Consider the following 24835-nt stretch of genomic DNA (forward strand, 5'->3'; position numbering starts at 1 on the left):
GTTCATGCCGCCATTCTCCGCAGACGCGCTTCCACCTTTGCCCTGGCCAGCATCGCCCGCATCCGCATCAGCACGATGGCCCCGAACAGGAATGAAAAGCCGAGGGTCGATATCAGCAGCGGCCACAACATCGATGCATCGATGCTCGAACCGCTGGCCACGGAGATGCTCTGGCCCTGGTGGAGCGTGTTCCACCATTCGACCGAATATTTGATGATCGGAATGTTGATCGCGCCGATCAGGCCGAAGATGGCGGTGATCCGCCCCTCCCCGCCCCGCTCGCGGTCCGCATCGGCGAGCGCGATGTAGCCGATGTAGAGGAACAGGAGGACGAGCATGGAAGTCATGCGGCCGTCCCATTCCCAATAGGTTCCCCAAGTCGGGCGGCCCCAGAGCGACCCCGTCACGAGGCAAAGCGCGGTGAACAGCGCGCCGGGCACAGCCAGGGCCCGTCCGGCGATGCTCGCCAGCGGGTGCCGCCAGACCAGGGTGGCGATGCTGGACACCGCAATCCCGGTCCAGCCGCCCATGCCGAGCCAGGCGGCGGGCACATGGACGTACATGATGCGGACGCTATCGCCCTGCAGATAGTCGCGCGGCGCCAGGAACAGCCCCGAAATCAGGGCGAACGCGATCAACGCCGCACCCGACCAGCCAAGCCAGACGGTGAGCGGACGCGCGAGCTTCAGAAACCGCGCCGGATTTGCGTAAACGTGCATGCCCTAACCCCGCAGCTTATCTAGCGGCGCAAGGGCTTGTAGGAAAGTCTTAACAAGCGCCGCTTGCCTTTTCGCGTCTCGGACGCGAAGCCGCCACCCAAGTTCATGCCTGACACGGCCTCTTCACGTCCCGACCAGAACAGGTTGCTCGGCATCGCGCTGCGGATCGGCGCAACCACCTGCTTCGCCTTCATGGCGGCAACCATCAAGCTCGGCTACCAGGCGGGCGTCAGCACGCCCGAGCTCGCATTCTATCGCTTTGCTTTCGGCCTGATCCCGCTGCTCGGCTGGATCGCCTGGTCGCGCAATCTCGGCGCATGGCGGACCGAGCGGCCGAAGGCGCACGCGATCCGGGCGGCGATCGGCCTCACCACCATGCTGCTGGCGTTCAGCGCCCTTTCTTATCTCCCCCTCGCGGAATCGACGACCATCGGCTTCGCCGCGCCCCTGTTCGCGGTGGCCCTCTCCGCGCTGGTTCTGAAGGAGAAGGTGGGTCGCCATCGCTGGAGCGCGGTCGCGCTCGGCTTCGTCGGCGTGCTGATCGTGATGCGCCCCGGCGGCACCCATGTCCCGACGATCGGGCTCGTGCTCGCAATCCTGGCCGCGTTCGGGGTGGGCGTCGTCACCATCACCATTCGTCAGATCGGCCGCACGGAGGGTACACAGACGACGGTGCTCTGGTTTAGCCTGCTCTCCATGCTGGCGCTCGCCACCGTCCTGCCCTTCTACGCCCGCGCCCACGATCCCGGCACCTGGGGCATCCTGGTCGCGCTCGGCCTGTTCGGCGGGCTCGGCCAATTGTGCCTGACCTCATCGCTCCGCTTCGCGCCGGTCTCCGTCGTGGTGCCGTTCGATTATACGCAGCTGCTCTGGGCCGTTTTGCTTGGCTACCTGCTGTTCGGCAATCACCCCCCGGCGACCACCTGGGCCGGCGCCGCCGTGATCATCGCCAGCGGCCTCTACACCCTCTACCGCGAGCACAAGCTCGGCCGAGAGAAGAAAGAACTCGTGACTACCCTATAGCCGTCACCCCGGACTTGATCCGGGGCCCACCTTCTTCTGCTGTGCAGGAGGTAAGAGGGTTGCCGGACCGAGTCCGGGGACGAGAAGAATTATCCCCGCCCGATCAGCCGCTGCGCCATCGTGTCCGCCACGGCAGCCGGATTGCGCCCGGTCGCGTCGCTCTCCGCCCAGATCTGCTCGAGTCGGCCCGGTATCTGCTCGATCTTCGCCCGAACCCCGGCCTCGTCCGCGTCCTTCAGATACTCGGAGGCCACGTTGATGATGCCGCCTGCATTGATCACATAATCGGGCGCGTAGAGGATGCCGCGTGCATGAATCAGATCGCCCTCGGCGGGCGTGGCGAGCTGGTTATTGGCCCCGCCCGCGACGATCGGCGTCCGAAGCGCCGCGATGCTCTGGGCGGTGAGGATCGCGCCCAGCGCGTTGGGGCTCAGGACTTCCGCCTCCAGCGTCATGATCTGGTCGGGAGCGACCACCGTCCCGCCAACCTCGTCCGCAAGCTTCTGCGCCCGGGCGGGGTCGATGTCGGCAATGCTGATCCGCGCGCCTTCCGCTGCGGCTCGGCGGGCGACGCCGCCGGCGACGCTGCCGGCGCCCTGGATTGCGATATGCAGCCCGGCCAGGCTGACGTTGCCGAGCTTGTTGCGCACAGCCGCCTTGATCCCCAGGAACACGCCGTAGCTGGTGTGCGGGCCCGGATCGCCGCCCACCGCGCCCGACGCGACCGGCAGGCCCGACACGTAGCCCGTATGCCTCGACACCTCGACCAGGTCGGGAACGGTGATGCCGACATCCTCGGCGGTCACGTATTTGCCGCACAGCCCGTTGACCGCACGGCCGAAGGCGGCGAACATCTCGTTGGTCTTGTTGCGCGCCTCATCCGCAAGGATCACCGCCTTGCCGCCGCCCAGCGACAGGCCCGCCATCGCATTCTTGTAGCTCATGCCTCGCGACAGCCGCAGCACGTCGCGCACGGCCTCGCCCTTCTCCGGATAATGCCACAGCCGCGTCCCCCCCGCGCCGGGCCCGAGATGGGTCGAATGGACGGCGATGATCGCCCGGAGACCCGATGTCCGGTCGGTGACAAAGTGCACGACCTCATGGTCGTCGAAATCGGGATAATCCCAAAGCGACTGCATGCGTTGATCCTGTAGTGAAACTTCGAGAAAGTGGGGCGATCGACGGGGCTTGAACCCGCGACCCCCGGTACCACAAACCGGTGCTCTAACCAGCTGAGCTACGATCGCCATTTGCGTTCGATGAACGCGTGGCCGGCACATAGGCCCGCCCCCGCCCGAGCGTCAAGGACGGGCTGGAACCGGACCACCGGGCCGCTCGCTCTTACCCTTCGCGCAACCAGACGAGGTGACCATGGCTGAAGACAGAGAGAAGATCAGCACAGGCCCGAACGAGCGGGCGGTGAACGAGCCGATCGCCGGCACGGCACCCGGCCTTCCGGACGAGGCGCTCGCACCGGGCCAGGAACTGCCGGACCCGCCGACCGACGAAGAGGTCAGACGAATCGCCGAAAAGCTCGGCGCGCCCATCCCCGAATAGAACGGCCACGGGGGAACAGACCGGTCCCACAAAAAAGAGCCCCGGCAACGCCGGGGCTCCAGTCCTTCCGCTCCGTGCTGGATCAGAGCAGGAAGTCGGTGACGACCGGGGTCGCCTTGTTGACCAGCAGGATTTCGAAATCCGCAACGCCGTCGCCGTTCGTGTCACCCGAAACGTAGGTGCCCGAAGAGGTGCTGGAGTAGCGCAGTTCGCCCGCTTTCTTCGAGAAGTTCGCGCCGCCGATGAAGGTGAACGCATCGTTCTCGGCCGTCTTGCGGTTGGCGTCGATCGCGGAAAGGTCGATGAGGTCCAGGCCCGACTGGAAGTCGGTGATCCGGTCCGCCGACGAACGCGTGCCGGTGTGGTTGGCCGTGTCGAACACGAAGATGTCCGCACCGGTCCCGCCGGTCAGCGTGTCCCGATCGGCGCCGCCATTCAGTCGGTCGTCGCCGTCGCCACCGATCAGCGTGTCGTTGCCGCCAAGGCCGCCGAGCGTGTCGTCACCTTCACCGCCGCGCAGCGTGTCGGAGTTGCGGGTGCCGCTCAGTGTCTGCCCCGGCGTCACGGCCAGGATGAAGTCGCCCTTGTCGAGCTGGTAACCGCCGGTCAGTTCGATCTGCAGGTCGGCGACACCGTCACCATTGCTGTCCAACTCCACGATGGTCTGCCCGGTCGACGTGGCGACGCGGACCTGGCCTGCCGATCCGGTAAAGGCGCTGCTGCCGATGAACGACTTGCCGCCCAGACTGTCCAGCTGGATCACGTCCTCGCCATCGACGAAGTCGGTGATGACGTCACGATCCACGCCGACCCCGCTGTCCGCCAGTTCGGCGAACAGGAAGGTGTCCTTGCCGGCGCCACCGGTCAGAATGTCCTTGCCGGCGCCGCCGCTGATCGTATCGTCGCCGCCGAACCCATTCACCGTGTCGTTGCCGGCGCCGGAGCTCAGCTTGTTGGCGACGTCGTTTCCGTTCACCGTGTCGTTGCCGGCGCCGGAACGGGCGTTCTCGATGGTGACGCCATTTGCGACGGTGAAGCCGCCGTGGATGCCGGTCGCATAAGAGACACGGCCGCCGCCGCCTTCCTCGTACTTGAGCGTCGCGGCGCGCAGATCCACCACCGTGTTGCGGGCGCCTTCATAGACGATCTCGTCGACGCCGCCGCCGTCCCAAATGGAGGCGTAGAAGGTGCCCTTCTCCTGCACGTCCTTGATGACGTAAGTGTCGTTGCCGGTCCGATACTCCTCGTTGACGCCGTACTTGTCCTGGATGACGGCGATGTCGAGCGGCGACAGGGTGCCGACCCAGCCATTGTCCTTGGAATCGTCCGGGCTCTTGGTGCCGTCCGGACGAAGATCGTAGCCGTCATTGTAGGACATGACGGTGAAGACGCCCTGGCTCAGCCCGAAGTCGCCATAGGCGCCGCCGATCCCGCCGGTGCCGCCGCCGGCGCCGCGCATGATCGAGGAACGCCCGCCATTGTCGTGCGGGTGGGCCATGCCGTGGGCGTGGCCGAACTCGTGCAGCAGCGTCGTGAAGAAAAAGCCACCCTGGGTCAGGCCAGCGTCGGTGTAGCGCTCGTCGCCGGAGTTGAACTCCATCTGACCCGCGCTCTCCTCACCCGGAGGCGAAGCACGGCCGAGCAGACTGGCGCCCGGTCCGGGCGTGCCCTTGTAGGTGATGATCGTGAGATCGGCTTCGTTGCGATTGTCGACTTCGATGTAGATCAGGTCGGCGACATTCTCATATTGCTCGAAGGCGAGCCGGTAGGCGGCCTTCTCTGCTTCGGTGATCGGCAGCACCTGAACGATGTCGGCTGTGACACCGGGTGTGGTCGGGTCCGAGCTCACGAACACGTCGCCTTGCTTGGCGAAATAGACGCGGATGACGTTCTTGCCTTCGATGCCTGCGCGCGAGTCGGTCAGCAGGTCCGCCTGAGTGACGCCATTGTCGCTGCGGGTGCCGTTGTCCCCGTCAGGGTTGCGCGAGCTGCGCGCGAATTCGGAGCCCCAGTCGAGCGAATGGAGCGGGCTGTTGATGTCGTAGAAGGGGGTGTAGACGGGGGCGCCGGCCTCAACCTCTTTGACGAACAGCTCATAATCACCGACCGCGTCGCCCTTGGTGCCGTTCGTGGGGTCCTGATCGAAAGCGCGTGCGTTGATGAAGTAGACGCCACCCGCCTGGGGAGTGAAGGTGCTCAGAGCGTCCAGACCGGAAGGCGTATTGGGCCCGCCGCCGTCGACGCTGAGGAGCAGATTCCCGGCCGCATCGTAAATCTCGAAATAGGCGTCGGCCAGCGGAGTACCGCTCGGACCGCCGATCTTGGCGAACTGACCGATTTCGTAGGTCTTGCCCGCTTCCAGGGTGACTTGGAAATAGTCTTCGTCCCCGATCGTCTGCAGCGTCGCCACCGTTGGTGTGCCACCGACGATCAGCGCGGGGTTCCCGGGCGCAACGCCGATGCCGCTGCCGGCTTCGTCCGCGCCAACGACCAGGAGAGCGTCCGGAGCAAAGCCGGTCGTGCTGCCGTCCGTAAGGGGCGCAGTCGTTGCCTTGCCGCTTGAAAGCGCACCGAAATGCGTGGCCGAAATGCCGAGCTTGTTCCCCCAATATTGGTTGGTGAGGTTGGACCGTCCGTCTTGATCACACATCCAGCACATTAGTTTTCTCTCCCTTTGATTATCTTCGATCAGTTGAGGCCAGCCGCCAGGGTTCGGAGACGCCGAGGGCGCTCCAGGCAGCGATTAGAGGTACGCATTGCAATCGAGCCGTCGCGAAGCGACGCTACGTTGCGGAACCCGAGAACCGGGTTCGGACTACGATTTGGCTAATGGAGGTGCGTTCGCGGAACCGCGGAACCAACACCAATGGGCTCCGATCCGGCTTACATACCTGCCGGGGAGCTTCGTTCCAGAATAGACGGCGGCTTGTTTCAACAGCCCTGTTCCTGTCCCCGCGACGAAAAACCGCTTTCGTCACACGGGATTAGAACAGGTCAAACGCCATCCCGTTCCGGAGACATTGTTACATAAACGTCGAATTTACCCCCATTTGGTGGTAGGCTGTTTCTCAATTGCGGTGACTTGAGCAATTCAAGTGTGGATTGAGGCACCTCTAAGTGGCTGCAATCGCGCTGGATGCCCGTCGGCGAGCACATGCGGAATGACGCTGGGGAACCGAGCGGGTCAGGACCGGCGTGGTGGGCGCGGTAGGGATTGAACCTACGACCCCACCCGTGTGAAGGGTGTGCTCTACCACTGAGCTACGCGCCCACGCCGGGCTCCCGGGCTATGCCGATCGGGAGGTGGCCGCCGAAGCGGCGCGCCAGACCCGGGCAGATAATCGGCGCCTGCGCGGCTGTCCAGCATCACCGGCCCAAAAAGACCTGGCGTCCCGCGCCGACACCTTCGTCATGATGGATGAGCTCGGGCCCTCGCCGTACAGGCTGTCCAGCTCGAAGCGGGGGTGCGGAAGTTGGCAAGCCGGTCCGGGTGGTTGAGCCTCGAGAGGCTTGAGGCCGATCGAAGGTGATGTCCTCGTCGACGAACTGCCCCAGTACGTGTCGCCCGCCGGATCGACGCGTTGTCGCCGAGGGTGCCGTTCGGCGCAGCTTCGACCGTTCCGCCTAACGTCCGGGACTGGTGGAAAGAAGACGTTCAGATGAGTGACGCACCGGTCGCGCACCTTTAGAACAGACCGATGACCGGCATTCCTGTTGCAGTCGCGCCGCCCACTCCCGAAGGCAGGCTCTACCCGCATTACAAGAACAGCGTTTCCCAATGATCCGAGTGCCAATCGTTTTCATGCTGGGTGCGCCATTGGCTGAGTTTATTTCGTCAGCGAATTCTAGTGGAACTCGGCGCACGCAGCTCAGTTGGGCCGCGCATGATGTACATAGCGTTCCCTCTCCTGATCGCCGCGATGTTCGGCTACATGTTCTTCCACGCTGGTTTCAGCATGCGTCGACAGCGAATCCTGAGCAAACGCGCGGAGCGTCGCCGGCGCTGGGTACCGGCGCGGCTTCGATCACGGCAGGTTGGCTGACCGGCAGCTCCGCCAGCGCTTTAGCCGGCGGAGCTACCCTTGGTGTCGTAGAGCGGGTCGGAGGCGACCCAGCGGCTGTTGCTGGTCCGCTCGAGCGGGCGCGCGCAGGACTCGCAGATCGCCGAATAGCCGCTCTGCCGCCGGGCGATCGAGCTCAGCGAGGCGCGGTGATATCCAAAAAGGCAGCGCAAATTCATTCTATCGTTGATTACGGCCTTTAGCAGCGCTTGCCAATCGGGCCCGTTAACCACTTGTCGCGTTTGCAAGCCAAAGCGATGATGTTCGGCACTCCGGCTCCGCGATGTTGCACAGCCCGTCAGCTGACATTATGGTCCCGCGTAACCGAGATTGGCACGTCGACAGAGGGGGAGACGGTGCATGGGCTACGGATTGGAGCAAGACCAGGGTCGGCGCGCCGCGCGTGATCCGGCATGATGCTGAGACTCAGCATACGCAATCCGGAGAGCCTCGCCGGCAGGGGTGAAGCGGAGTTCAGGCTGGCGGATGGCGATGCGACGATCGGCCGTTCCAAGGCGTGCGATTGGAGCTTGCCTGACGACAAGAACTACATCTCCAGTCGCCATTGCCAGATCAGCAATCGTGCCGACGGCTACTACCTGAAAGACATCAGCACCAACGGCACTCTGCTCAATGGCAGCTCCGAGCGCATGACCGGCGAACGCAAGATCGAGTCGGGCGACGTGTTCTTGATCGGCCAGTATCAAGTCGAGGCTGCGCTGGAGGATCGCGCGCAGGGAACAACTGCCGTCGACGCGACGGAACCAACCCCGGCAAAGGCTGAGACAGCTCCGAGCTTTGCAGGGAGCACATCCACCTGGAGCCGCGGTGCGGATGGTGCCGTTTCAGCCGCCCAGGCCGCGCCTCCGGTCGCCCCCGCCCCGGCACCCCCGCCCGCGCCGCAGAAGGAGCCGGCCTCGCGGCCTAGTGGAAACCCTGCAGACGTCGAGGACGAGCCTTCCGAGGCCTTCACCCAGTTCATCAGCGCCAACGATCTAGACTGGGCCCGGAGCGGCTTCGGGGGCACGGCCGCGGCCCCCGCCCCGAGCGACGGCTCCGATCCCGTCGAGGCCTTCATGACTTCGGCGGGGCTGCAGCGCGGCGACAGCAACCTTTCCGCAGTCGAGTTGATGGCGCGAGCGGGCGGGCTGATCCGACGGCTCGTGTCGGGGATGGTCGTGATGGTGGAATCACGCGCCCGCGCCAAATCCCAGATGGGCGCGGAGTCCACGAGCCTCCAGGTGGAAGGCAACAATCCCATCAAGTTCGCGCGCACGCCCGAGGCCGCGCTGAAGCAGTTGCTCAATCCTAAGGAGCGCGGCTTCATGGAAGCCGAAAGGGCGATCGAGGACGGCTACCTCGATCTTCAATCGCATCAAATTGCTACCCTTGCCGCTATTCCGGGCTCGCTAAAGGCGACACTTGAGCGCTTCTCGCCCGGATCGATCAAGCGGCGGGCCGAGAATATGGGCGTGCTCACCCGGGTCATCCCCGCAATGCGCGATGCCGCCTTGTGGCACAATTACGAGCGTGAGTTCGCCAAGGTCGCGGCCGAATCGGACGAGGCCTTCATGGAGGTCTTCTCGAAGGAATTTCGGAAATATTACGACAAACAGCTGCAGAAGCAGCAGCGCCCGTAAAGCTATGACGACGCGCTGATACGAGCGCAGCTGGCCCCGCTCTTCGACTAGTTCGGCTGCTTGTCGACCGACTTGAACCAGAGCATTTCCGACTTCCATTCGCGCTCCGAGGCGGCAGCGACGAACTGGTTCTGCCAGTCGGGGCCGCGGGCGCTCAGGGCGGGCTGGGTCACCGCCTTGTCGAACGGACCATCTCCGGTCAGCAGGACGAGGCCGGACCAGCCGGTGTGGTCCATGTCGATGCTGAGCTCGAACTCTCCGCTGGGCAGCTGCGTCACGATCCCGGCGGCAACCGCCTGATCGAGCGCGGCTCGGTTCGGGAGCAGCTCGGACAATTCCCCGTTCGGCTCGATGCCGAGCAGCGACAAGTCCTTGCCGGAAGGCGGCCGGAACTTCACCTTTGCGACAGAAGCAATCGCATATTGCGCACCGGCGGGCTGTTTGGCCATTTCGAACTCGCGCTGGTCGACCGCCAGATGCTGTTCGCCCGTAGCTCGCACTTTTCCGAAAGTTTGCAGCGCAGAACAGCCCTGCGGCTGGATCAGCGCGACTTCCTCGACGTTGACGTTCGCACCGGTGACGCCGGCTGCCTGAACCGCCTGGGCGATCTGGTTACGGGCACCGGTGGGATTGCCGGCAACGCCGGTCATGCGGACCGACAAAGGCTCTCCCACCTTCACTTCGGCGGCTTGCAGCCAGCTGCACTCAACACCGGGCAAAGCCTGGTCGATGGCGGTGCGCGCGATCCCAACCTGCTCATCAGCGCTCGGCCCGGCATTCATCGCGAACCAGGCGCCAGCCCCGAGGATGGCGACCGCTGCCGCGGCTGAGCCGATCAGCGCGCCTTTCGACATGCCGCCTTTGGGCGGCGCGGAAGCGATCGCTCCATCGAGGGATGTGATCGGCCGCGCGGTTGTGCCGTCGCCCCCAAGCATGGCGACCACGTCGTCCATGGAGCGAAGCCGCTGTTTCGGGTCCGGGCGGAGCATCGCTTCCAGGACCGGCTTCAGCTTCTCCGGCACCGGGCTGAGGTCCACCCCTGCGCGGCGCTTGTCGACGGCATCGACGAGCGAACCACCCATCTTGACGTTCTTGCCCGTGATGACGGCCAGTATCACCAGCGCCAGGCTGTAGACGTCCGTCCACGGCCCGACCTCCCGGCCGAAGTCGCCAAGCTGCTCAGGAGCGACATAGTTGAGCTTGCCGGCGAAGCCCTCCCCGACGATCGTCTTGGAGCTCGGATCGAGATCCTTGGCGATGCCGAAATCGATCACCTTGGCCTTATGATAGTCGCCCCCCTCGAGCAGGATGTTGTCGGGCGAAATATCGCGGTGAATCGCGCCGAGCCGATGCGCGACCGCGAGTCCGGAGGCCAGGCGCTTCAGGAGCCCCGCCAATTCCTCCTCGGTCGGCTGGATTTTGCCGAGCGCGTCGGACAGGTTCACGCCGTCGATGAACTCGGTGACGATGTAGAGGACGCCGAGCTGCGGTTCCTGCGCCAGCACGCGGTAGCCGACCAACGCCTCGTGATGGAGGCGGGTCATGGTCTTCGCCTCCTTGCGGAACATGGCGATGACCTTTTCGTCCGCCGCCAGAGCCGGCAACATCACCTTGATGGCGACCCGCTCGTCTGTGTTGATGTTGCAGCCTTCGAACACCTCGCCCATGCCGCCGCGGGCAAGAAAGCGGTCGACCCGGAAAATGTGATTGAGGCAGTCGCCCACCTGAATGCCCTGCCCGTCCTCGCGCGGCGCGAAATTAGTGAATGGCATGGAGGTCGGAGGAGTTGAGCCGCCCGAAGAAGCACCCGAAGCCGGCGCGGAGGCCGCGATCGCCGTGCGCTCGGCGTCACCGCTGATTGCCGGCGATACGATGGTGCGATCCTCGGGCGCAGGCTCATTCCCGCTGGGCGGCGGAGTGAAAACGGTGCGCGGCTCGTCGTCCTCAGGCGGATTCGAGGCGTCATCCTGGTTCATGCCGTAGCGCTTTCGGGCAGGGAAAGAAGGGTCGGTTCGGTGAACATAACGGTGATCACCGTCACATTGTCAGGAGCGCCGCGCTCGAGGGTCAGCTGAACGAGCTGTTCCGGGCTGGTGTCGGGGCTGCCGCGGAGCAAGCGGGCAATGTCGGCTTCAGGCACGAAGCCGTGAAGGCCATCGCTGCAGAGCAGAAAGGTGTCGCCCGGCTCGATCTCCCCCTCTCGGGAATCCAATTCCATCGTCTCGACCACGCCGACTGCGCGGGCGAGGACATGGCTCATTGGGTGACCAGTGGCCTCTTGCTCGCTGATCAACCCTCGATCCAGCATCTGCTGGATCTGGCTGTGATCGCGGCTGATCCGAACTAGATTGCCATCGCGGAGCAGATAGGCGCGGCTGTCGCCGACCCAGAAGACGACAAAGCGGCTGCCTCGTACGAACAAGGCCACAACGGTCGAGCCCATTTGCCGCCCGCGTTGCGTGGCCTTGCGGAAGATGGCGGCGTTGGCGGCGTGGATGGCGCCGGCGATCTTCTCGCAGGCCGGCTCGAAGTCGGCGGGCAGCACCAGATCGCCGAGTTCCTCGACGATTTTCGCCGACGCCCATTCGCCGCCTTCGTGGCCCCCCATGCCATCGGCGACCACCCACAGCCCGCTTTCCTCGCGCGCGAGATGGCTGTCCTCATTGTTGGACCGGACCTTGCCCACATGCGTGAGAGCGCCGGTTTCCACGCGCATGGAAGACGAGTTCACGCCCGACCTCTACAATGCAGCCAAGTCAAATTCATCGCCCCCGCCCCCCAGGACACAACCCACCTAAGCACAGCTTGACGCCGTCACCAAGCTCTTTGGACGAAGCCCTATTCGGCCGGAGCGGGGCGTGAGCCGGCCGAGATCGGGACCAGGCTGTCGCGCGCCCAGATGAGCAACGGTACCAGCAGCGCGAACAAGGCCACGGTCATGGCGATGCTGGCGTTGAGCCCCTCGTCCGAGCCGCCCCAGATGGCGGGCCCGGTGAGCTCGAGATCGGCAAGCGCGCCGAAGCTGCCCATGCCGGGATTGGGATCCAGCCCGAGCGCGATCTGCTCTGTCCAGTTCCAGGTGAAATGGGCAGCGATGGCTCCGGCGAGACCGCCGCCTCGCGCCGCGAGCAGGCCGAAGACGAGGCCACCGAGGAACAGGTTGGCGAGCGTGGTGGGGCTGCGCGCCCCACCCATCACGTGGAGCGCGGCAAAGGCGAGCGAGGACAAGAGCAGAGCCACGGGCAAGCCGTAGTCGCGCGCAAGAACGGGCTGAAGCCAGCCGCGGAAGTAGATTTCCTCCACGGCGGCCGCAAACAGGATCACCAGCGAGCCCCAGAGGATTGTCACCACAAAACCCGGCGTAGCAACGCCCGGATCCAGGCTACCGGCGAGCCTTGCATAAAGAGTCGCCGCCAAGATTCCGGCGGCGCCGGCGAGCGCACCGAGGATGAGCATCGCCGCCCGATGTTCGCCCATGCGGAACGGGTTCAGCTTGCACAAGGTGCCGCCGGCGAGGGCCACCAGCAAGAGTGCGCCGAAGATGACGACGGTATAAAGGGTTTCGACTGCCGCCATGCTCTGCTGGAAGCCGCCAAGCAGTGGAACCAGTCGCTCGGCGGTGGCCGGGCCGAACCACACGATCAGCGCACAAGCGCCAATGGCCGCCGACAGAACAAACAACCCACGCATCGCCCCGCTCCCCCGAACAGCTCAGGCGAAACTTACACGGGCTCTCAGCCAAGACAAACCAGCGTTGGGAGACGAGTGAAGCAAACCCATTTGCCGCAGAGGCCTGAGGTGCTGAATCGAACCTGGGATATCAGGCCCGCGCCGTCAGGAGCTGCCGCTCGGGCTCGGGCTCCTGCTCGCCCGTCCCCGCACCGATGAGCTTCTTGATCTGCTTCACATAGGTGCGCCCGACCGGGACCTCCTCGCCGCTGGTCAGTTGCAGGCTGAAGCGGCCATAGCCCGGACGCCGGATCGAGCCGATCCGGTCGATCCTTACCAGCGCCGAGCGATGGACGCGGATAAACACCTCCGGATCGAGCCGGGACTCCATTCCGCTCATCGTCTCGCGGATCAGATAGGAGCGCGCGCCGGTGCGCAGCTGCACATAGTCCCGCTCCGCCTCCACCCAGTTGATGTCGGCAACCAGCACACGTTCGAACCCGCAGCCTCGCGGCGCCCATATCTCCGTCTCATAGCGGCTCGGCTCGTGATCGGTCGCGCGATGTTGGCGAAGCGTGGTAACCAGCTCCTTGAGTTCAGCCGCGCGATCCTCGGCATCGATCAGGCGCAGTGTCGTGCGAGCCTTGTCGAGAGCGGACCGCAGGCGCTCGAACTCGAGGGGTTTGAGCAGATAGTCGACCGCGCTGACCTGAAACGCGCGCACCGCATATTGATCGAAAGCGGTGATGAAGATGACCAGCGGCGCGTTGGCCGCGCTCAGGCCATCTACGACGTCGAACCCGCCGAACCCGGCCATGTTGATGTCGAGCAGCAGCACGTCCGGCCGGAGCTTTTCAACGAGCTCCAGCCCTTCGCGCCCGCCCCGGGCCGTGCCGATCAGCTCGACGTCCGGCACCCGACTCATCGCGATCTCGATCCGGCGAAGCGCCAGCGCCTCGTCGTCGATCGCCATCACCCGAAGCGGCGTCATGCCGCTAACTGCAGGGGCATTTCTAATCTCACCGCAAAGCCTCCCCTCTCCACTGCGCCCGCAAGAAAGCGGCAACTGCTCCCGAAACGAGTAGTCAGCCGCCGCCGCACATTGCCAAGTCCCACTCCGGTTCCATGCTCGCATCCCGGGCCGCGCCCGTTGTCGGCGACTTCGAGCACCAGCCGCTCGGCCACCTTTCGTGCGGAAATGGTCAGCACCGTAATTTTGCCGGCTTCCTGAAGTCCGTGCTTGATCGAATTCTCAATCAACGGCTGCAGGATGAGGCTCGGCACCAGGGCATCGTCGAGCACCGCGGGCACGTCATATTCGACCTTCAGACTGTCCGCGAAGCGGGTCTGCTCGATCTGTAGGTAAAGCCGCTGAAGCGCCAATTCGTCGCCCAATCGCACGTCCTGGAAAGGATCGGTGGCGAGACTGGCGCGGAAAAAGGCGGAAAGCTGCATCGTCATGCGCTCGGCGACTTCGCTCTTGCCCTCCAGGATCAGCGTCGAGATGGAGCTCAGCGTGTTGTACAGGAAGTGCGGGTTGACCTGGTAGCGCAACGCGCGGACCTGAGCATCATAGGCTTCGGCCTGCAGTGCGGCCATGCGCCGCTCCCTATGGCGCGCTTCGCGATCGCGCAGCATTGCGATGCAGACCGCCGCCCACAGCGAGAAAATCGCCAGCCAGAAAATGCCCCCGCGCAGGACTTCTTTCGGTCGAAACATCTGGGCCGCGGTTGCCGGCTCGGCCGGGAACCTCACCACCTGCCGGCGAACCTTTCCGTTCGGTCCCGGAAACAACATGACGTTTTCATAGGCCGGTTTCGGCTTCGCGATCGGGTTGATCAGCTTCAAGCCGCGGAGCATCGATTCGGTCGGGATCGCGATTACCAGGATCAGCAGCAAAGCCGCGGCAATCTGACGATTGAATTCAAGCGCCGTATTGCGCCTTAGGAATGCGTATATGCCCGCGCCAATTCCCGCGCCGCCAAAGATGATCGCCAGATCGGTCGGCAGATGTGAGACATCCCACTGCCAGCCTTTGAGCGTATGACTGAGCGCCGATCCTCCGACGATGCACAGCCAGAACGGGATGCCGAGCGCGAACATGCGCCCGGCGCTTGGAATTGTGGGGCTGGTCTCGGCGGCATCGGCGCTGCTTGTCCTCATCAACATGGCGGCAATTTCCCATGAACGGCTTGTGAAGTCGATCCGCCTTCGTCGCGCGGATCAGTCGTTCGTCGACGGCAAGGCGCGCACCGCGCCGCACTTCCGCCGGTCAGGCGGCGAGCTGGACCGCGCTTTGCGCGAACCGGGCTTCGATCACATCAACCGTAGTGCCGCCACCCTCCGTCGGCATCGCTATCGCCCGCGTGAGTTCCTTTATCACCAGCGCCTCGAACCCCTCCCGGCGAGCATCGAGCGCGGAATAACCGACGCAGAAATCATAGGCCAAGCCGACCAGCACGCAGCGCTTCACGCCCCTGTCGCGTAGGAAGCCGGCGAGGCCGGTCGGCGTGGTCTTGTCGTTCTCGTAAAAGGCAGAATAGGAATCTATCGCCGGATTGTACCCCTTGCGGATGATGAGGTGGGCGCGATCGACCGCACCGGCGATGTCGACGTGAAAGGCGCTTCCCGGGCTGCCCTGGATGCAGTGATCCGGCCAAAGCACCTGCGGCCCATAAGGCATGGTCGTCATGCTGAACGGCGCCGCGCCGGGGTGGCTGCTCGCGAAGCTGCTGTGGCCGGCTGGGTGCCAGTCCTGGGTGATCACCACCAGCGGAAACCGAAGGGCGAGGGCGTCGATGCCGGACATGATTTCATCGCCAGCCGCTACAGCGAGCGCACCGCCCGGGCAGAAGTCATTCTGGGGATCGACGATGACGAGCGCATCGCTCGCGGCGATTTCGAGGTCCATGTCCACTTTCCTCATACGAGCACCGGCGCGTTTCTGACGCCGGCGCTGCCGAATACAGCGCGATAGGCCTCGACCTCCTCGAAGGGGCCGGTCGCCTTCTCATAATTGTCGCTGAGCTTGACCGCGGGACGGCCGTTCACCGCCTGCACCTTGCAGACCAGCGAAATCGCCTTCATCCGGTCCGAATCGACCGGGTGGCAGCCAATGAAATCATTGGTCAGGTTGGTGCCCCAGCCGAAGCCCGCCAGCACTTTGCCGTCGAAGTGGTGGTAGATGTCCGCGATGTCCGCGCCATTCGCGGCAGAGCCGGGCAGATGCACGTCGAGACCGTCCGAGAAGATGATCAGGCGTTTGGAAGCGATCTCCTCATCGGTCAGGCCGATACGCTTCCAGAAGCGGATCAGCTCCTCACCGCCCTCGATCGGCTCCTTCGAGTCCGGCCGCGCGCCGGTCCAGTAGCTCACCCATTGCGGCGCCTGATCGAGAAACTGCGTAGTGCCGAATGTGTCGGGCAGAAAGACCAGCAGATTGCCGCGATACTGGTTCTGCCATTGCTGCAGCACTTTATACTGGGACTGCCGTAGCGCCTCGGCATCGCGCGGGGCGCGCTGGCGAGTGAGCGCCGCCAGGACCATCGGCAATTCGTGTGCGTTTGTGCCCTTGGCCTCCAGCTCGTGCTTCATCGCCAGGTGGACATTGGACGTCCCGGTAAAATGCTCGCCGAGCACTTCGCGCGCCGTCAGCACGCAATGCTCCTGCCACAAGAAGCCGTGCCGCCGCCGCGTACCAAAGTCGGTGACGTTGAGCCCAGGAAGTCCGCGAAGCCGCTCGAGCTTGGCGTAAAGCTTCACCTTGGCTCGAGCGTAGAGGATGTCGAGTTGCGACCGCGACATTGCCCGCATCAGCGCGCGCGAGCGAAGCTCGTTGACAATGGTGAGGGCGTAGATTTCCCAAAGCGTCGTCTGCCACCACGGCCCATCGAAGCTGAGATCGATCTGTCGGTCGGTGCTTTGTCCGAGCCGATACTCCGGAAGGCGGAAGGCGGCGAGCGCATGCAGATAGCCTTCTTTGAAGATGCCGCTCTGGCCGTAGAAGCTCTGCCCGCGCAGATGGATGATCTCGGACGGCGTGAAGCGCAGCTCCCGAGCATGGTCGAGCTGCTCGCGAAGCTCGCTGAGGTCGATCTCCGCGGCAAGCTTCACCTTGCGCGTCCGATTCGTCACGCGCCAGCTCACCTGCTCGTTCGGGTAATGCTCCCAGATGAACTGCTGCATCAGAAGCTTGTAGAAGTCCGTGTCGAGCAAGGACCGGACGATAGGATCGAACGGGAAGCTGTGGTTGTAAGCGCGCGTGGCGAAGTCCATGCCGCTTCCTAGCGAGCTCTGTAAACGCCGTCAGCAGCGGTTCAGCCGGCGCGCGCTAAGCGTGCACGCTTCCTCTCGATCGGATCAGAGATATGCGCCGCCTTCTCACCGCCCTTCTTGGCACCGCCCTTCTCGCCACCCCCGCCCTTTCGAAGTCCCGGCTTGCGCCCGAAGCGGAGCTTGCCGACGCGATCAAGGGCCGCGTCGCCGGTGAGCCCGTTGGCTGCATCAACCTGTCGAATGTCCGTTCGGTCCGCATCATCAATCGCACCGCAATCATCTACGATGCGGGCCGCGTCCTCTACGTCAATCGGCCCCGCGGCGGGGCGGAGTCGCTCGACCAGTGGGATACGCTGGTCACTCGGCTGCACACCAATCAGCTGTGCCGACCGGAGGTCGTGCGCCTTTACGACAGCGCATCTCGGTTCGAGACTGGCGTGGTCTTTCTCGGCGACTTCATTCCCTACCGCCGGATCCGCTAGTCAAGGAACCGGCGACTTCCCGCTTTCTCTGCCGTTGCTTGCAAGGCGCCTGAGCGTGGAATGGCCTGAACCGACAATCGCATGACGCATTCGGGGCCGGCGCTTCGGGGGAAGCGCCAGCCCCGCCCTCGTTACGCGACGCGAGGGATCGGTCCGGGGAGGCAAAAAGCGGATCAACTCCCCGCTTCAACGCCGCCTACCCTGAGCGACGAATGCACTAATATGCTGATTCGGTTGAGGAAGTGCTGAATGAGGCTGACAGCGATTGTTCAGCGTTGCGAGGCTTCACAACATCCTCGATCAGGCTGGGGAAATGATGGCCGGGCGCCGCATCAGAAACGGGCCATCACGCTTTGTGACAAGGGTGTCCAGATCCCGATGCGAACGCCCGCCGTCCGCAGCGTCGCTCCCGTCCACTCATTGCAGGTGAGGAAGGCGTTGTACGGACCACGGGCCTCGTAGAAGACGTCAGCCGGCCCGTAACCCCGCCCGAGAAGCGGGATCGTGCGGCCCTGCCGGTCGCGCTCGAAGCTGTGGAGGATGTGCTCGGCGAGCCGGCGATATTGCTCCCGGGAGATGCGGAACGAGCGCTGGTCCTCGCCGGGTCGAGGATTCCATTCATGCTCGACGTGCATCAGGCTGCGGCCCTCGCCGAAAGCAGCGGTGAGCGCGGTGCCAAGGCGCAGGTCCGCCCAGCGCGGGGTGTTCAGATAGAATTCGCGGTCGCCGTAGCCGAACGCCAGGTAATTGCCGGAATAGCGTTGATCGCGAATGTGCGTCGCAGGCGCCAGCGGGCGCCAGTCCATCTCGCTGGTGACCGTCGGCACCATGACCCAGGTATGGACTCCATTAGTGCGGACAAAGATCGTGACGCCGGCGGGCGCCTCCCGCCATCCCGCATTGGCGGGAATGACGCCGCCGACCAGGGCCGCCACCAAGTAGAGAAGCGGCGGTGCGAGGAGGACCGCCAAGGCGATCGCGGTGGCCTTGAGCAGAAAACGAGGTTGTGGCCGCTTCACATCGACAGCTTAGCGCGAGCACCATCCTCGCGTCATCCCCGCGCCACTGAGACAGCCTGGATTCCCGCTTGCGCCGGGATGAGCTTGTGGGTCTAGGGCGACGGCATGAGCGAATGGACGATCGGCATCATCGGCGGCTCCGGCCTGTACGAAATGGAGGCTTTGGAAGAGGCTCAATGGTTCGCGGTCGACACTCCCTGGGGCCCACCTTCCGACGAGTTGCTGATCGGGCGCATTGCGGGCGTCAGGTTTATGTTCCTGCCCCGCCATGGCAGGGGCCACCGCATTCCGCCCAGCGAGGTCAACGCCCGGGCGAACATCGACGCCTTGAAACGGGCAGGATGCACGGACGTCCTCGCCATCTCCGCGATCGGCTCGCTGCGCGAGGAGCTGGCGCCCGGGCGGTTCGTGGTGGTCGACCAGTTCATCGACCGCACGGTAGCGCGGCCGAGCAGCTTTTTCGGTCCGGGGCTGGTCGCCCATGTATCGATGGCCGATCCGGTTTGCCCGCGTCTGTCGGCGCTGGCCGCCACTGCGGGCGAGGCCGCGGGCGCGAGCGTCGCCCGCGGCGCCACCTACCTCGCCATGGAAGGCCCGCAATTCTCGTCCCGCGCCGAGAGCCACATGTACCGGGCATGGGGTTGTGACGTGATCGGCATGACCGCGATGCCGGAAGCGAAGCTCGCCCGGGAGGCGGAACTGCCTTATGCGCTGGTTGGGATGGTCACCGATTACGATGGCTGGCGTGGCCGCGGCGAGCATGTCGAGGTCGCGGCAATCATCGCGCAGTTGATGGCGAACGCGGAGACGGGGCGCCGCCTTGTGGTTGAGCTCGCGCGGGCGCTTCCCCCCGAGCGCTCGCCCTCCCCTATCGACACGGCGCTCGATGCCGCCATCATCACCGCGCCCGGCGCGCGGGATCCTGCGATGCTGGCAAAGCTGGACGCGATCGGGCGGCGCGTGTTCGGCTAAGCGCGGAGCGGGCCACGATTGCGCTATCTGGTGGCCTCATCCGCCTCATCTTACGCGGGCGGCCTTTTGACTCTCGGCGCCCGCATAGAGGCGCGCCACGCGCTCCGGGCTCGCGCCTGCCCGGTAGAAACCGAGGCAGAGCAGGTTGCGCGCCGAACGCCGCAGCCAGCCATCGCGCCGCCAGCGCTCGGCGCTGGTTAGCGCGTCGGCCTCCAGCATATGGATGCGGCCGAGCCGGCCGGCCAGATCGACATCTTCCATCAGCGGCAGGCAGCGGTAGCCACCGACGCGGTGATAGAGCGCAGCCGGGACGAGCAGGCCCTGGTCGCCATAGGGCAGGCCAAATAAAGCGACCCGGAGGGCAACGCCGCGTTCGATGAGCCGGGCTTGCCACGCGGGATCGTCCAGCCGGAAGCGGAAGCATGCGGGGCGGGCTGGATGTTGCCGAAGGTGGCGCGCAACGGCACTTCTCCAACCGAGCCCGAGGCGGGTGTCGGCGTGGAGGAAGAGGAGCCAATCGCCAAATGCCGCCTCGCCGCCCGCGCGGAGCTGCGAGCCCCGGCCCCTGGGGGCGACCACGACCCGGGCGCCAGCGGCGCGCGCGATCGCAACCGTTTCGTCTCCGGAACAACCGTCCACCAGGATCAACTCGTCGATTGCGCCTTCGAGCCCCGCCAGGCACTCCGGCAACGTCCGGGCGGCGTTCAGCGCCGGGATGACGACCGACAGCTTCAGCCGGAGCAGCTCGCGCCGCCCAACACGCAGAAGCGGGCGCAGTGCGGGTGGTTGAGCATGACGCGGCCACTTGCTTCGCGGAGCGTCGCCCCGAGCGCGAATTCGTCATGGTAGGGAAGCAGGGTGCAGGCGGCGACGACCGGCCGTTCGGCTCCCTTGCGCTTCACCACCATGCGGCTGGACGCACACATCATAGCGCTCGGAGGCACGCCCAATATGCCCCAGCAACCGGTGCTGATCTCCGGCACGTCGACGCTCGCGTCCATCTCCGGGAAAAGCACCAAGCCGGCGTCGACGCGCAGGCCGTGGGCGAGGAACAGTCGTGCATAACCCGCGCGGGCTTCGGCTTCACTCTCACCAGCCAGGCTGCGGCCCGCAACGGCGATACGGAAACCGTGGTCCGACAGCCACCGGAGGCCGTCCAGCGCCTTGGCCCAGGTGCCGGAACCACGTTCCCCCTCGTGCACCGCCTCCGTGTGGTGATCGAGGCTGACCCGCATGGTGAGCCGGGCGCCATGCGCGAGCCGGATCGCCTTCAGCGCGTCCTCGAAACGGCGCATCGGCCGCATCGCATTGGTGAGCACCAGCACCTCGAACCCGCGGTCGAGTGCGGAACGAAGCATGGCGATCATGTCGCGGTTCATAAACGGCTCGCCCCCGGTAAAGCCGATCTCCCGCGTGCCCATGGCTTCGGCTTCGTCGAGATAGGCGTCGACCTCGGCCAAGGTCAGGTAGACGAGCGCGTCGTTGGTAGGCGAGCTTTCGATGTAGCAGGTCTTGCAAGCGAGGTTGCAGAGCGTGCCGGTATTGATCCAGAGCGTATCCAGCCGATCGAGATCGACATGGGCGCGAGGCTCGCCCTTTGCGGTGACGAGCGGATCGCGGAACTTGGCCGGGTCGAGCGGCCGCGAGCCTGACACGGCGAACGGCGACGTTGAAGGCTTTTCGGCGGCATCGATCACCCCTCCGCCCCTAGCCAAGTTTTCTCGCAGGCGCCATGCGCCGGCTTTGGCAGGTGCTGCTTTTCACGTTGTGGAGCGCCATGATCAGAGGCAACGCTCGATAGCATGAGCGCAAGCTGGTCCTTCTTCATCGATCGCGGCGGCACCTTCACCGACATCGTCGCCCGGGCGCCGAACGGCCGGCTGCTCACCGCAAAACTCCTGTCCGACAATCCAGGGCGCTATGAGGATGCCGCGGTTGAGGGCATCGGCCGGCTCATGGCCGAGCATGGCGGTGGGCCGATCGAGGCGGTCAAGATGGGTACCACCGTCGCGACCAACGCCCTGCTCGAGCGCAAGGGCGAGCCTGTGGTCCTCGCCATCACGCGCGGCCACGCGGACGCGCTTCGCATCGGCTACCAGGCCCGACCGAACATCTTCGCGCGCAACATCGTGCTCCCGGAGCCGCTCTATGATCGGGTGATCGAGATCGACGAGCGCATGACCGCCGAGGGCGAAGTGCTCCGTCCGCTCGAGCTGGAGAGCGCAGGCGAGGCTTTTTCGAACGCTTTCTCCGCCGGTTTTCGCGCAATCGCGATCGTGCTGATGCATGGCTGGCGCTGGACCGCGCACGAGGCCGTGCTGGCCGATCTCGCCCGCGAAATCGGGTACACGCAGGTGTCGGTGAGCCACAAAGTTGGCCCCCTGATCAAGCTGATCGGGCGCGGCGATACGACGGTCGTCGATGCCTATCTTTCACCCGTGCTGCGCCGCTACGTCGACAAGGTCGTATCCGGGCTGGATACCGGTGCGCGCCTGTTCTTCATGCAGTCTAGCGGCGGGCTGACGGACGCGGGCGCCTTCCAGGGCAAGGACGCGATCCTGTCGGGGCCGGCGGGCGGGATCGTCGGCATGGCGCGAACGGCCGAGGAGGCCGGCTTCGGCCAGGTGATCGGGTTCGACATGGGCGGCACCTCGACCGACGTGTCCCACTATGCGGGCAGCTACGAGCGCACCACCGAGACGATGGTGGCGGGCGTGCGGGTCCGCGCGCCGATGCTGCAGATCCACACGGTCGCGGCGGGCGGCGGATCGATCTGCCATTATGACGGACGGCGCTTCCGGGTGGGGCCGGAATCGGCCGGCGCGGTGCCCGGCCCGGCCTGCTACCGCCGCGGCGGCCCGCTGACCGTCACCGATTGCAACGTCGTGCTCGGCAAGATCAGGCCCGATCATTTCCCGGCTGCATTCGGCCCGGACGGCGATCAGCCGATCGATGCGGAAGCATCGCGCACCCGTTGCGCGGAGATCGGGGAGGCGGCGGGCCTGAGCGTGAAGGACACGGCCGAGGGCTTCATCCGCATTGCGGTCGAGAATATGGCGAACGCCATCAAGCAGATCTCGATCGCACGCGGCCATGACGTCAGCCGCTACACGCTGCAATGTTTCGGCGGCGCGGGCGGGCAGCATGCATGCCTGGTGGCGGACGCGCTCGGCATGGAGCGGGTGATGATCCACCCGCTGGCCGGCGTGCTCTCGGCCTATGGCATGGGACTGGCGGATATCACGGAGTTGAGGCAGCGGACGGTGGGCGGGGCGGAGTTGGAGCCGGTGCTCGCCGAATTGGCGGACGAGGCCGAGGCGGCGCTCCGGGCACAGGGGGCCGAGCGGATCGAGATCGGTCTCCGCGCGGCGCTGCGGTACGAGGGCAGCGATACGGCGCTGGAAGTGCCGGTCGGGCCGGAGATGGAGCGGGAGTTCGTGAACTTGCACCGCGGCAGGTTCGGTTTCGCGTCCGACGCGCCGATCGTGATCGAGACGGCAATTGTGGAGGCAAGGTCCTCCCCGGGACGGGGAGGGGGACCAGCCGAAGGCTGGTGGAGGGGGTCAGGAGACCCGCAGTGCGCGCGCGAGGCCCGCTCCACCCCCGCCCACGGCGGCGGTCCCCCTCCCCGTCCCGGGGAGGATCTGCATGACCGCGCCACACTGACTATCGGCGCCAAGATTTTCGGCCCTGCCCTGATCATCGACCCTTCCGCCACCACCGTCGTCGAGTTCGGATGGCAGGCGGAGGTCGATCCGCTCGGCAATCTGATCCTCACCCGATCCTCGCCCCGGGCGGCCACCCGCGCGGGCACCGACGCCGACCCGGTGACGCTGGAGATCATGGGCAATCTGTTCATGGCGATTGCGGAGGAGATGGGGGTCGCGCTCCAGAACACGGCGTCTTCCGTCAACATCAAGGAGCGGCTCGATTTCTCCTGCGCGCTGTTCGACGCGCAAGGCGCGCTGATCGCCAACGCTCCGCACATTCCCGTCCACTTGGGCTCGATGGGCGACAGCATCCGCACGATCATCGCGGCGCGCGGCGGGGCCCGCGACGGGCGCGGAATGAAGCCGGGCGACGTGTACGTGCTGAACGCGCCCTATCGCGGCGGCACGCACCTGCCGGACATCACGGTGATTATGCCCGTCTTCCTGGTCGGCGAAGGGTCCCCCGCCTGGTACGTCGCGGCGCGTGGCCACCACGCCGATGTCGGCGGGATCGCGCCGGGATCGATGCCGCCGGACAGCCGCACGGTCGATGAAGAAGGCGTGCTGATCGACAATGAACTGCTCGTCGATGCCGGGCGGTTCCGCGAGGCGGAGATGCGGGCGCTGCTCGCGTCCGGAGCCTGGCCGGCCCGCGATCCCGACCGGAATATCGCGGACCTGAAGGCGCAGGTCGCCGCCTGCACGCGCGGGGCGAATGAGCTCCGGCGCGTTGCGGGCGAGTACGGGCGCGACGTGATCGACGCTTATATGGGGCATGTGATGGCGACGGCGGAGGAAGCCGTGCGTCGCCTGCTGCCGAGCCTTTCGGGCGGTGCGTTCACCTACAGGATGGACAATGGCGCGCAGGTCTCGGTCCGCATCGCGGTCGATCCGGTGAGCCGGTCGGCAATCGTGGATTTCACCGGCACGAGCGCGCAGCAGCCCAACAACTTCAACGCGCCGCTCTCGATCTGCCGCGCGGCGACGCTTTACGTGTTCCGAACGCTGGTGGACGATGCGATCCCGATGAACGACGGCTGCCTGCGCCCGATCACGCTGATCGTGCCCGAAGGATCGATGCTGAACCCGCGCTATCCGGCGGCGGTCGTGGCCGGCAATGTCGAGACCAGCCAGGTGATCACCGATTGTCTGTTCGCCGCCTGCGGAGCGCTGGCGCCGAGCCAGGGCACGATGAACAATTTCACCTTCGGCGACGAGGCCCGCCAATATTACGAGACGATCGCCGGCGGCGCGGGCGCGGGGCCGGATCATGACGCCGCGAGCGCGGTGCAGACGCATATGACCAACAGCCGCCTGACCGATCCGGAGATCCTGGAGACCCGCTTTCCCGTGCTGCTCGAGCGGTTCGCGGTCCGGCGCGGGTCGGGCGGCGCCGGCGCGCATCGCGGCGGCGACGGCACGGTCCGCCACGTACGATTTCGCGCGCTGATGCGGGCGAACATCCTGTCGAACCGGCGGGAGGTGCCTCCGGCCGGGCTTGCCGGAGGCGAGGATGCCACGCCAGGAGTCAACCGAATCGTTCGGGCGGATGGGACGGAGGAGACGCTCGGTGCGACTGCCTCTGCCGAGATGCAGCCGGGCGATTTGTTCGTCATCGAAACGCCAGGTGGAGGCGGATATGGACGACCTTAGTTCCTCCCCGGCACGGGGAGGGGGACCGCGACGCGAAGCGGCGCGGTGGAGGGGG

General features: G+C 65.5%; 20 protein-coding genes and 2 tRNA genes. 6 read left to right on the forward strand and 16 right to left on the reverse strand.

Features of this window, described 5'->3' with window-relative positions; genetic code table 11:
* Positions 1–2: 2 nt before the first annotated feature.
* The gene (gene ccmC / locus VF631_RS03355) at positions 3–719 is read right to left on the reverse strand and encodes a heme ABC transporter permease CcmC (RefSeq protein WP_431848857.1); all 717 of its coding nucleotides are present in this window, start codon (positions 717–719) and stop codon (positions 3–5) included.
* A gap of 105 nt (positions 720–824) precedes the next feature.
* Here ccmC and VF631_RS03360 point away from each other — a divergent pair, with 105 nt between their 5' ends.
* Positions 825–1742: a DMT family transporter gene (locus tag VF631_RS03360; RefSeq protein WP_431848858.1), complete on the forward strand. Its 918-nt coding sequence runs from the start codon at positions 825–827 to the stop codon at positions 1740–1742.
* Between the two features lie 89 nt (positions 1743–1831).
* Here VF631_RS03360 and VF631_RS03365 read toward each other — a convergent pair whose 3' ends face one another.
* Complete coding sequence (locus tag VF631_RS03365) at positions 1832–2881, reverse strand: Leu/Phe/Val dehydrogenase (protein ID WP_431848859.1); 1050 nt, start codon at positions 2879–2881, stop codon at positions 1832–1834.
* 31 nt (positions 2882–2912) lie between these two features.
* Positions 2913–2989 (reverse strand) — tRNA-His (locus VF631_RS03370).
* 124 nt (positions 2990–3113) lie between these two features.
* Between VF631_RS03370 and VF631_RS03375 the strand changes: the two genes are divergently transcribed.
* On the forward strand, positions 3114–3299 hold the full coding sequence (locus VF631_RS03375; protein WP_431848860.1) for a hypothetical protein: 186 nt from the start codon (positions 3114–3116) through the stop codon (positions 3297–3299).
* Between the two features lie 82 nt (positions 3300–3381).
* Here VF631_RS03375 and VF631_RS03380 read toward each other — a convergent pair whose 3' ends face one another.
* The 3 genes from VF631_RS03380 to VF631_RS03390 all read right to left on the reverse strand — a co-directional run bounded on the left by VF631_RS03380 (position 3382) and on the right by VF631_RS03390 (position 7539).
* Complete coding sequence (locus VF631_RS03380; RefSeq protein ID WP_431848861.1) at positions 3382–5949, reverse strand: M10 family metallopeptidase C-terminal domain-containing protein; 2568 nt, start codon at positions 5947–5949, stop codon at positions 3382–3384.
* Between the two features lie 546 nt (positions 5950–6495).
* Positions 6496–6570, reverse strand: a tRNA-Val gene (locus VF631_RS03385).
* A 792-nt stretch (positions 6571–7362) separates the two neighbouring features.
* Entirely contained in the window at positions 7363–7539 is a 177-nt protein-coding gene (locus VF631_RS03390) for a hypothetical protein (protein ID WP_431848862.1), read from the reverse strand.
* Between the two features lie 234 nt (positions 7540–7773).
* Between VF631_RS03390 and tagH the strand changes: the two genes are divergently transcribed.
* The gene (tagH, locus tag VF631_RS03395) at positions 7774–9000 is read left to right on the forward strand and encodes a type VI secretion system-associated FHA domain protein TagH (protein WP_431848863.1); all 1227 of its coding nucleotides are present in this window, start codon (positions 7774–7776) and stop codon (positions 8998–9000) included.
* A 47-nt stretch (positions 9001–9047) separates the two neighbouring features.
* On the opposite strand, the gene VF631_RS03400 is transcribed toward tagH, so the two are convergent.
* The 7 genes from VF631_RS03400 to VF631_RS03430 all read right to left on the reverse strand — a co-directional run bounded on the left by VF631_RS03400 (position 9048) and on the right by VF631_RS03430 (position 16944).
* Complete coding sequence (locus VF631_RS03400) at positions 9048–10976, reverse strand: protein kinase domain-containing protein (protein WP_431848864.1); 1929 nt, start codon at positions 10974–10976, stop codon at positions 9048–9050.
* On the reverse strand, positions 10973–11731 hold the full coding sequence (locus tag VF631_RS03405; protein ID WP_431848865.1) for a PP2C family protein-serine/threonine phosphatase: 759 nt from the start codon (positions 11729–11731) through the stop codon (positions 10973–10975). Before VF631_RS03405 ends, VF631_RS03400 begins: the two co-directional genes overlap by 4 nt.
* 107 nt (positions 11732–11838) lie before the next feature.
* Entirely contained in the window at positions 11839–12690 is an 852-nt protein-coding gene (locus VF631_RS03410; RefSeq protein ID WP_431848866.1) for a CPBP family intramembrane glutamic endopeptidase, read from the reverse strand.
* A gap of 130 nt (positions 12691–12820) precedes the next feature.
* The gene (locus tag VF631_RS03415; protein ID WP_431848867.1) at positions 12821–13660 is read right to left on the reverse strand and encodes a LytR/AlgR family response regulator transcription factor; all 840 of its coding nucleotides are present in this window, start codon (positions 13658–13660) and stop codon (positions 12821–12823) included.
* Positions 13657–14832 carry a sensor histidine kinase gene (locus VF631_RS03420; RefSeq protein ID WP_431848868.1) on the reverse strand — a complete coding sequence of 392 codons (1176 nt, stop codon included), beginning with the start codon at positions 14830–14832 and terminating at the stop codon, positions 13657–13659. The genes VF631_RS03415 and VF631_RS03420 overlap by 4 nt, the downstream gene beginning before the upstream one ends.
* A gap of 109 nt (positions 14833–14941) precedes the next feature.
* The gene (locus VF631_RS03425) at positions 14942–15580 is read right to left on the reverse strand and encodes a nicotinamidase (protein WP_431848869.1); all 639 of its coding nucleotides are present in this window, start codon (positions 15578–15580) and stop codon (positions 14942–14944) included.
* An 11-nt stretch (positions 15581–15591) separates the two neighbouring features.
* Positions 15592–16944, reverse strand: coding sequence for a nicotinate phosphoribosyltransferase (locus VF631_RS03430; protein WP_431848870.1), 1353 nt, complete (start codon positions 16942–16944; stop codon positions 15592–15594).
* Between the two features lie 92 nt (positions 16945–17036).
* Between VF631_RS03430 and VF631_RS03435 the strand changes: the two genes are divergently transcribed.
* Positions 17037–17426, forward strand: a complete 390-nt coding sequence (locus VF631_RS03435) for a hypothetical protein (protein WP_431848871.1) — start codon at positions 17037–17039, stop codon at positions 17424–17426.
* 332 nt (positions 17427–17758) lie between these two features.
* Here VF631_RS03435 and VF631_RS03440 read toward each other — a convergent pair whose 3' ends face one another.
* A complete protein-coding gene (locus tag VF631_RS03440) occupies positions 17759–18445 on the reverse strand; it encodes a TIGR02117 family protein (RefSeq protein WP_431848872.1) in 687 nt (228 codons plus the stop codon).
* A 105-nt stretch (positions 18446–18550) separates the two neighbouring features.
* On the opposite strand from VF631_RS03440, the gene VF631_RS03445 reads away from it, so the two are divergent.
* On the forward strand, positions 18551–19417 hold the full coding sequence (locus tag VF631_RS03445) for an S-methyl-5'-thioadenosine phosphorylase (protein WP_431848873.1): 867 nt from the start codon (positions 18551–18553) through the stop codon (positions 19415–19417).
* 45 nt (positions 19418–19462) lie between these two features.
* On the opposite strand, the gene VF631_RS03450 is transcribed toward VF631_RS03445, so the two are convergent.
* Positions 19463–20254 (reverse strand): TIGR04283 family arsenosugar biosynthesis glycosyltransferase, encoded by a 792-nt coding sequence (locus VF631_RS03450; RefSeq protein ID WP_431848968.1) that lies wholly within the window; start codon positions 20252–20254, stop codon positions 19463–19465.
* Positions 20149–21114, reverse strand: a complete 966-nt coding sequence (locus tag VF631_RS03455; RefSeq protein ID WP_431848874.1) for a radical SAM protein — start codon at positions 21112–21114, stop codon at positions 20149–20151. Before VF631_RS03455 ends, VF631_RS03450 begins: the two co-directional genes overlap by 106 nt.
* A gap of 105 nt (positions 21115–21219) precedes the next feature.
* Here VF631_RS03455 and VF631_RS03460 point away from each other — a divergent pair, with 105 nt between their 5' ends.
* Entirely contained in the window at positions 21220–24780 is a 3561-nt protein-coding gene (locus VF631_RS03460; protein WP_431848875.1) for a hydantoinase B/oxoprolinase family protein, read from the forward strand.
* The last annotated feature ends 55 nt before the right edge of the window (positions 24781–24835 follow it).

It is taken from the genome of Allosphingosinicella sp. (assembly GCF_036387615.1).
In the GTDB taxonomy this organism is placed as follows: domain Bacteria; phylum Pseudomonadota; class Alphaproteobacteria; order Sphingomonadales; family Sphingomonadaceae; genus Allosphingosinicella.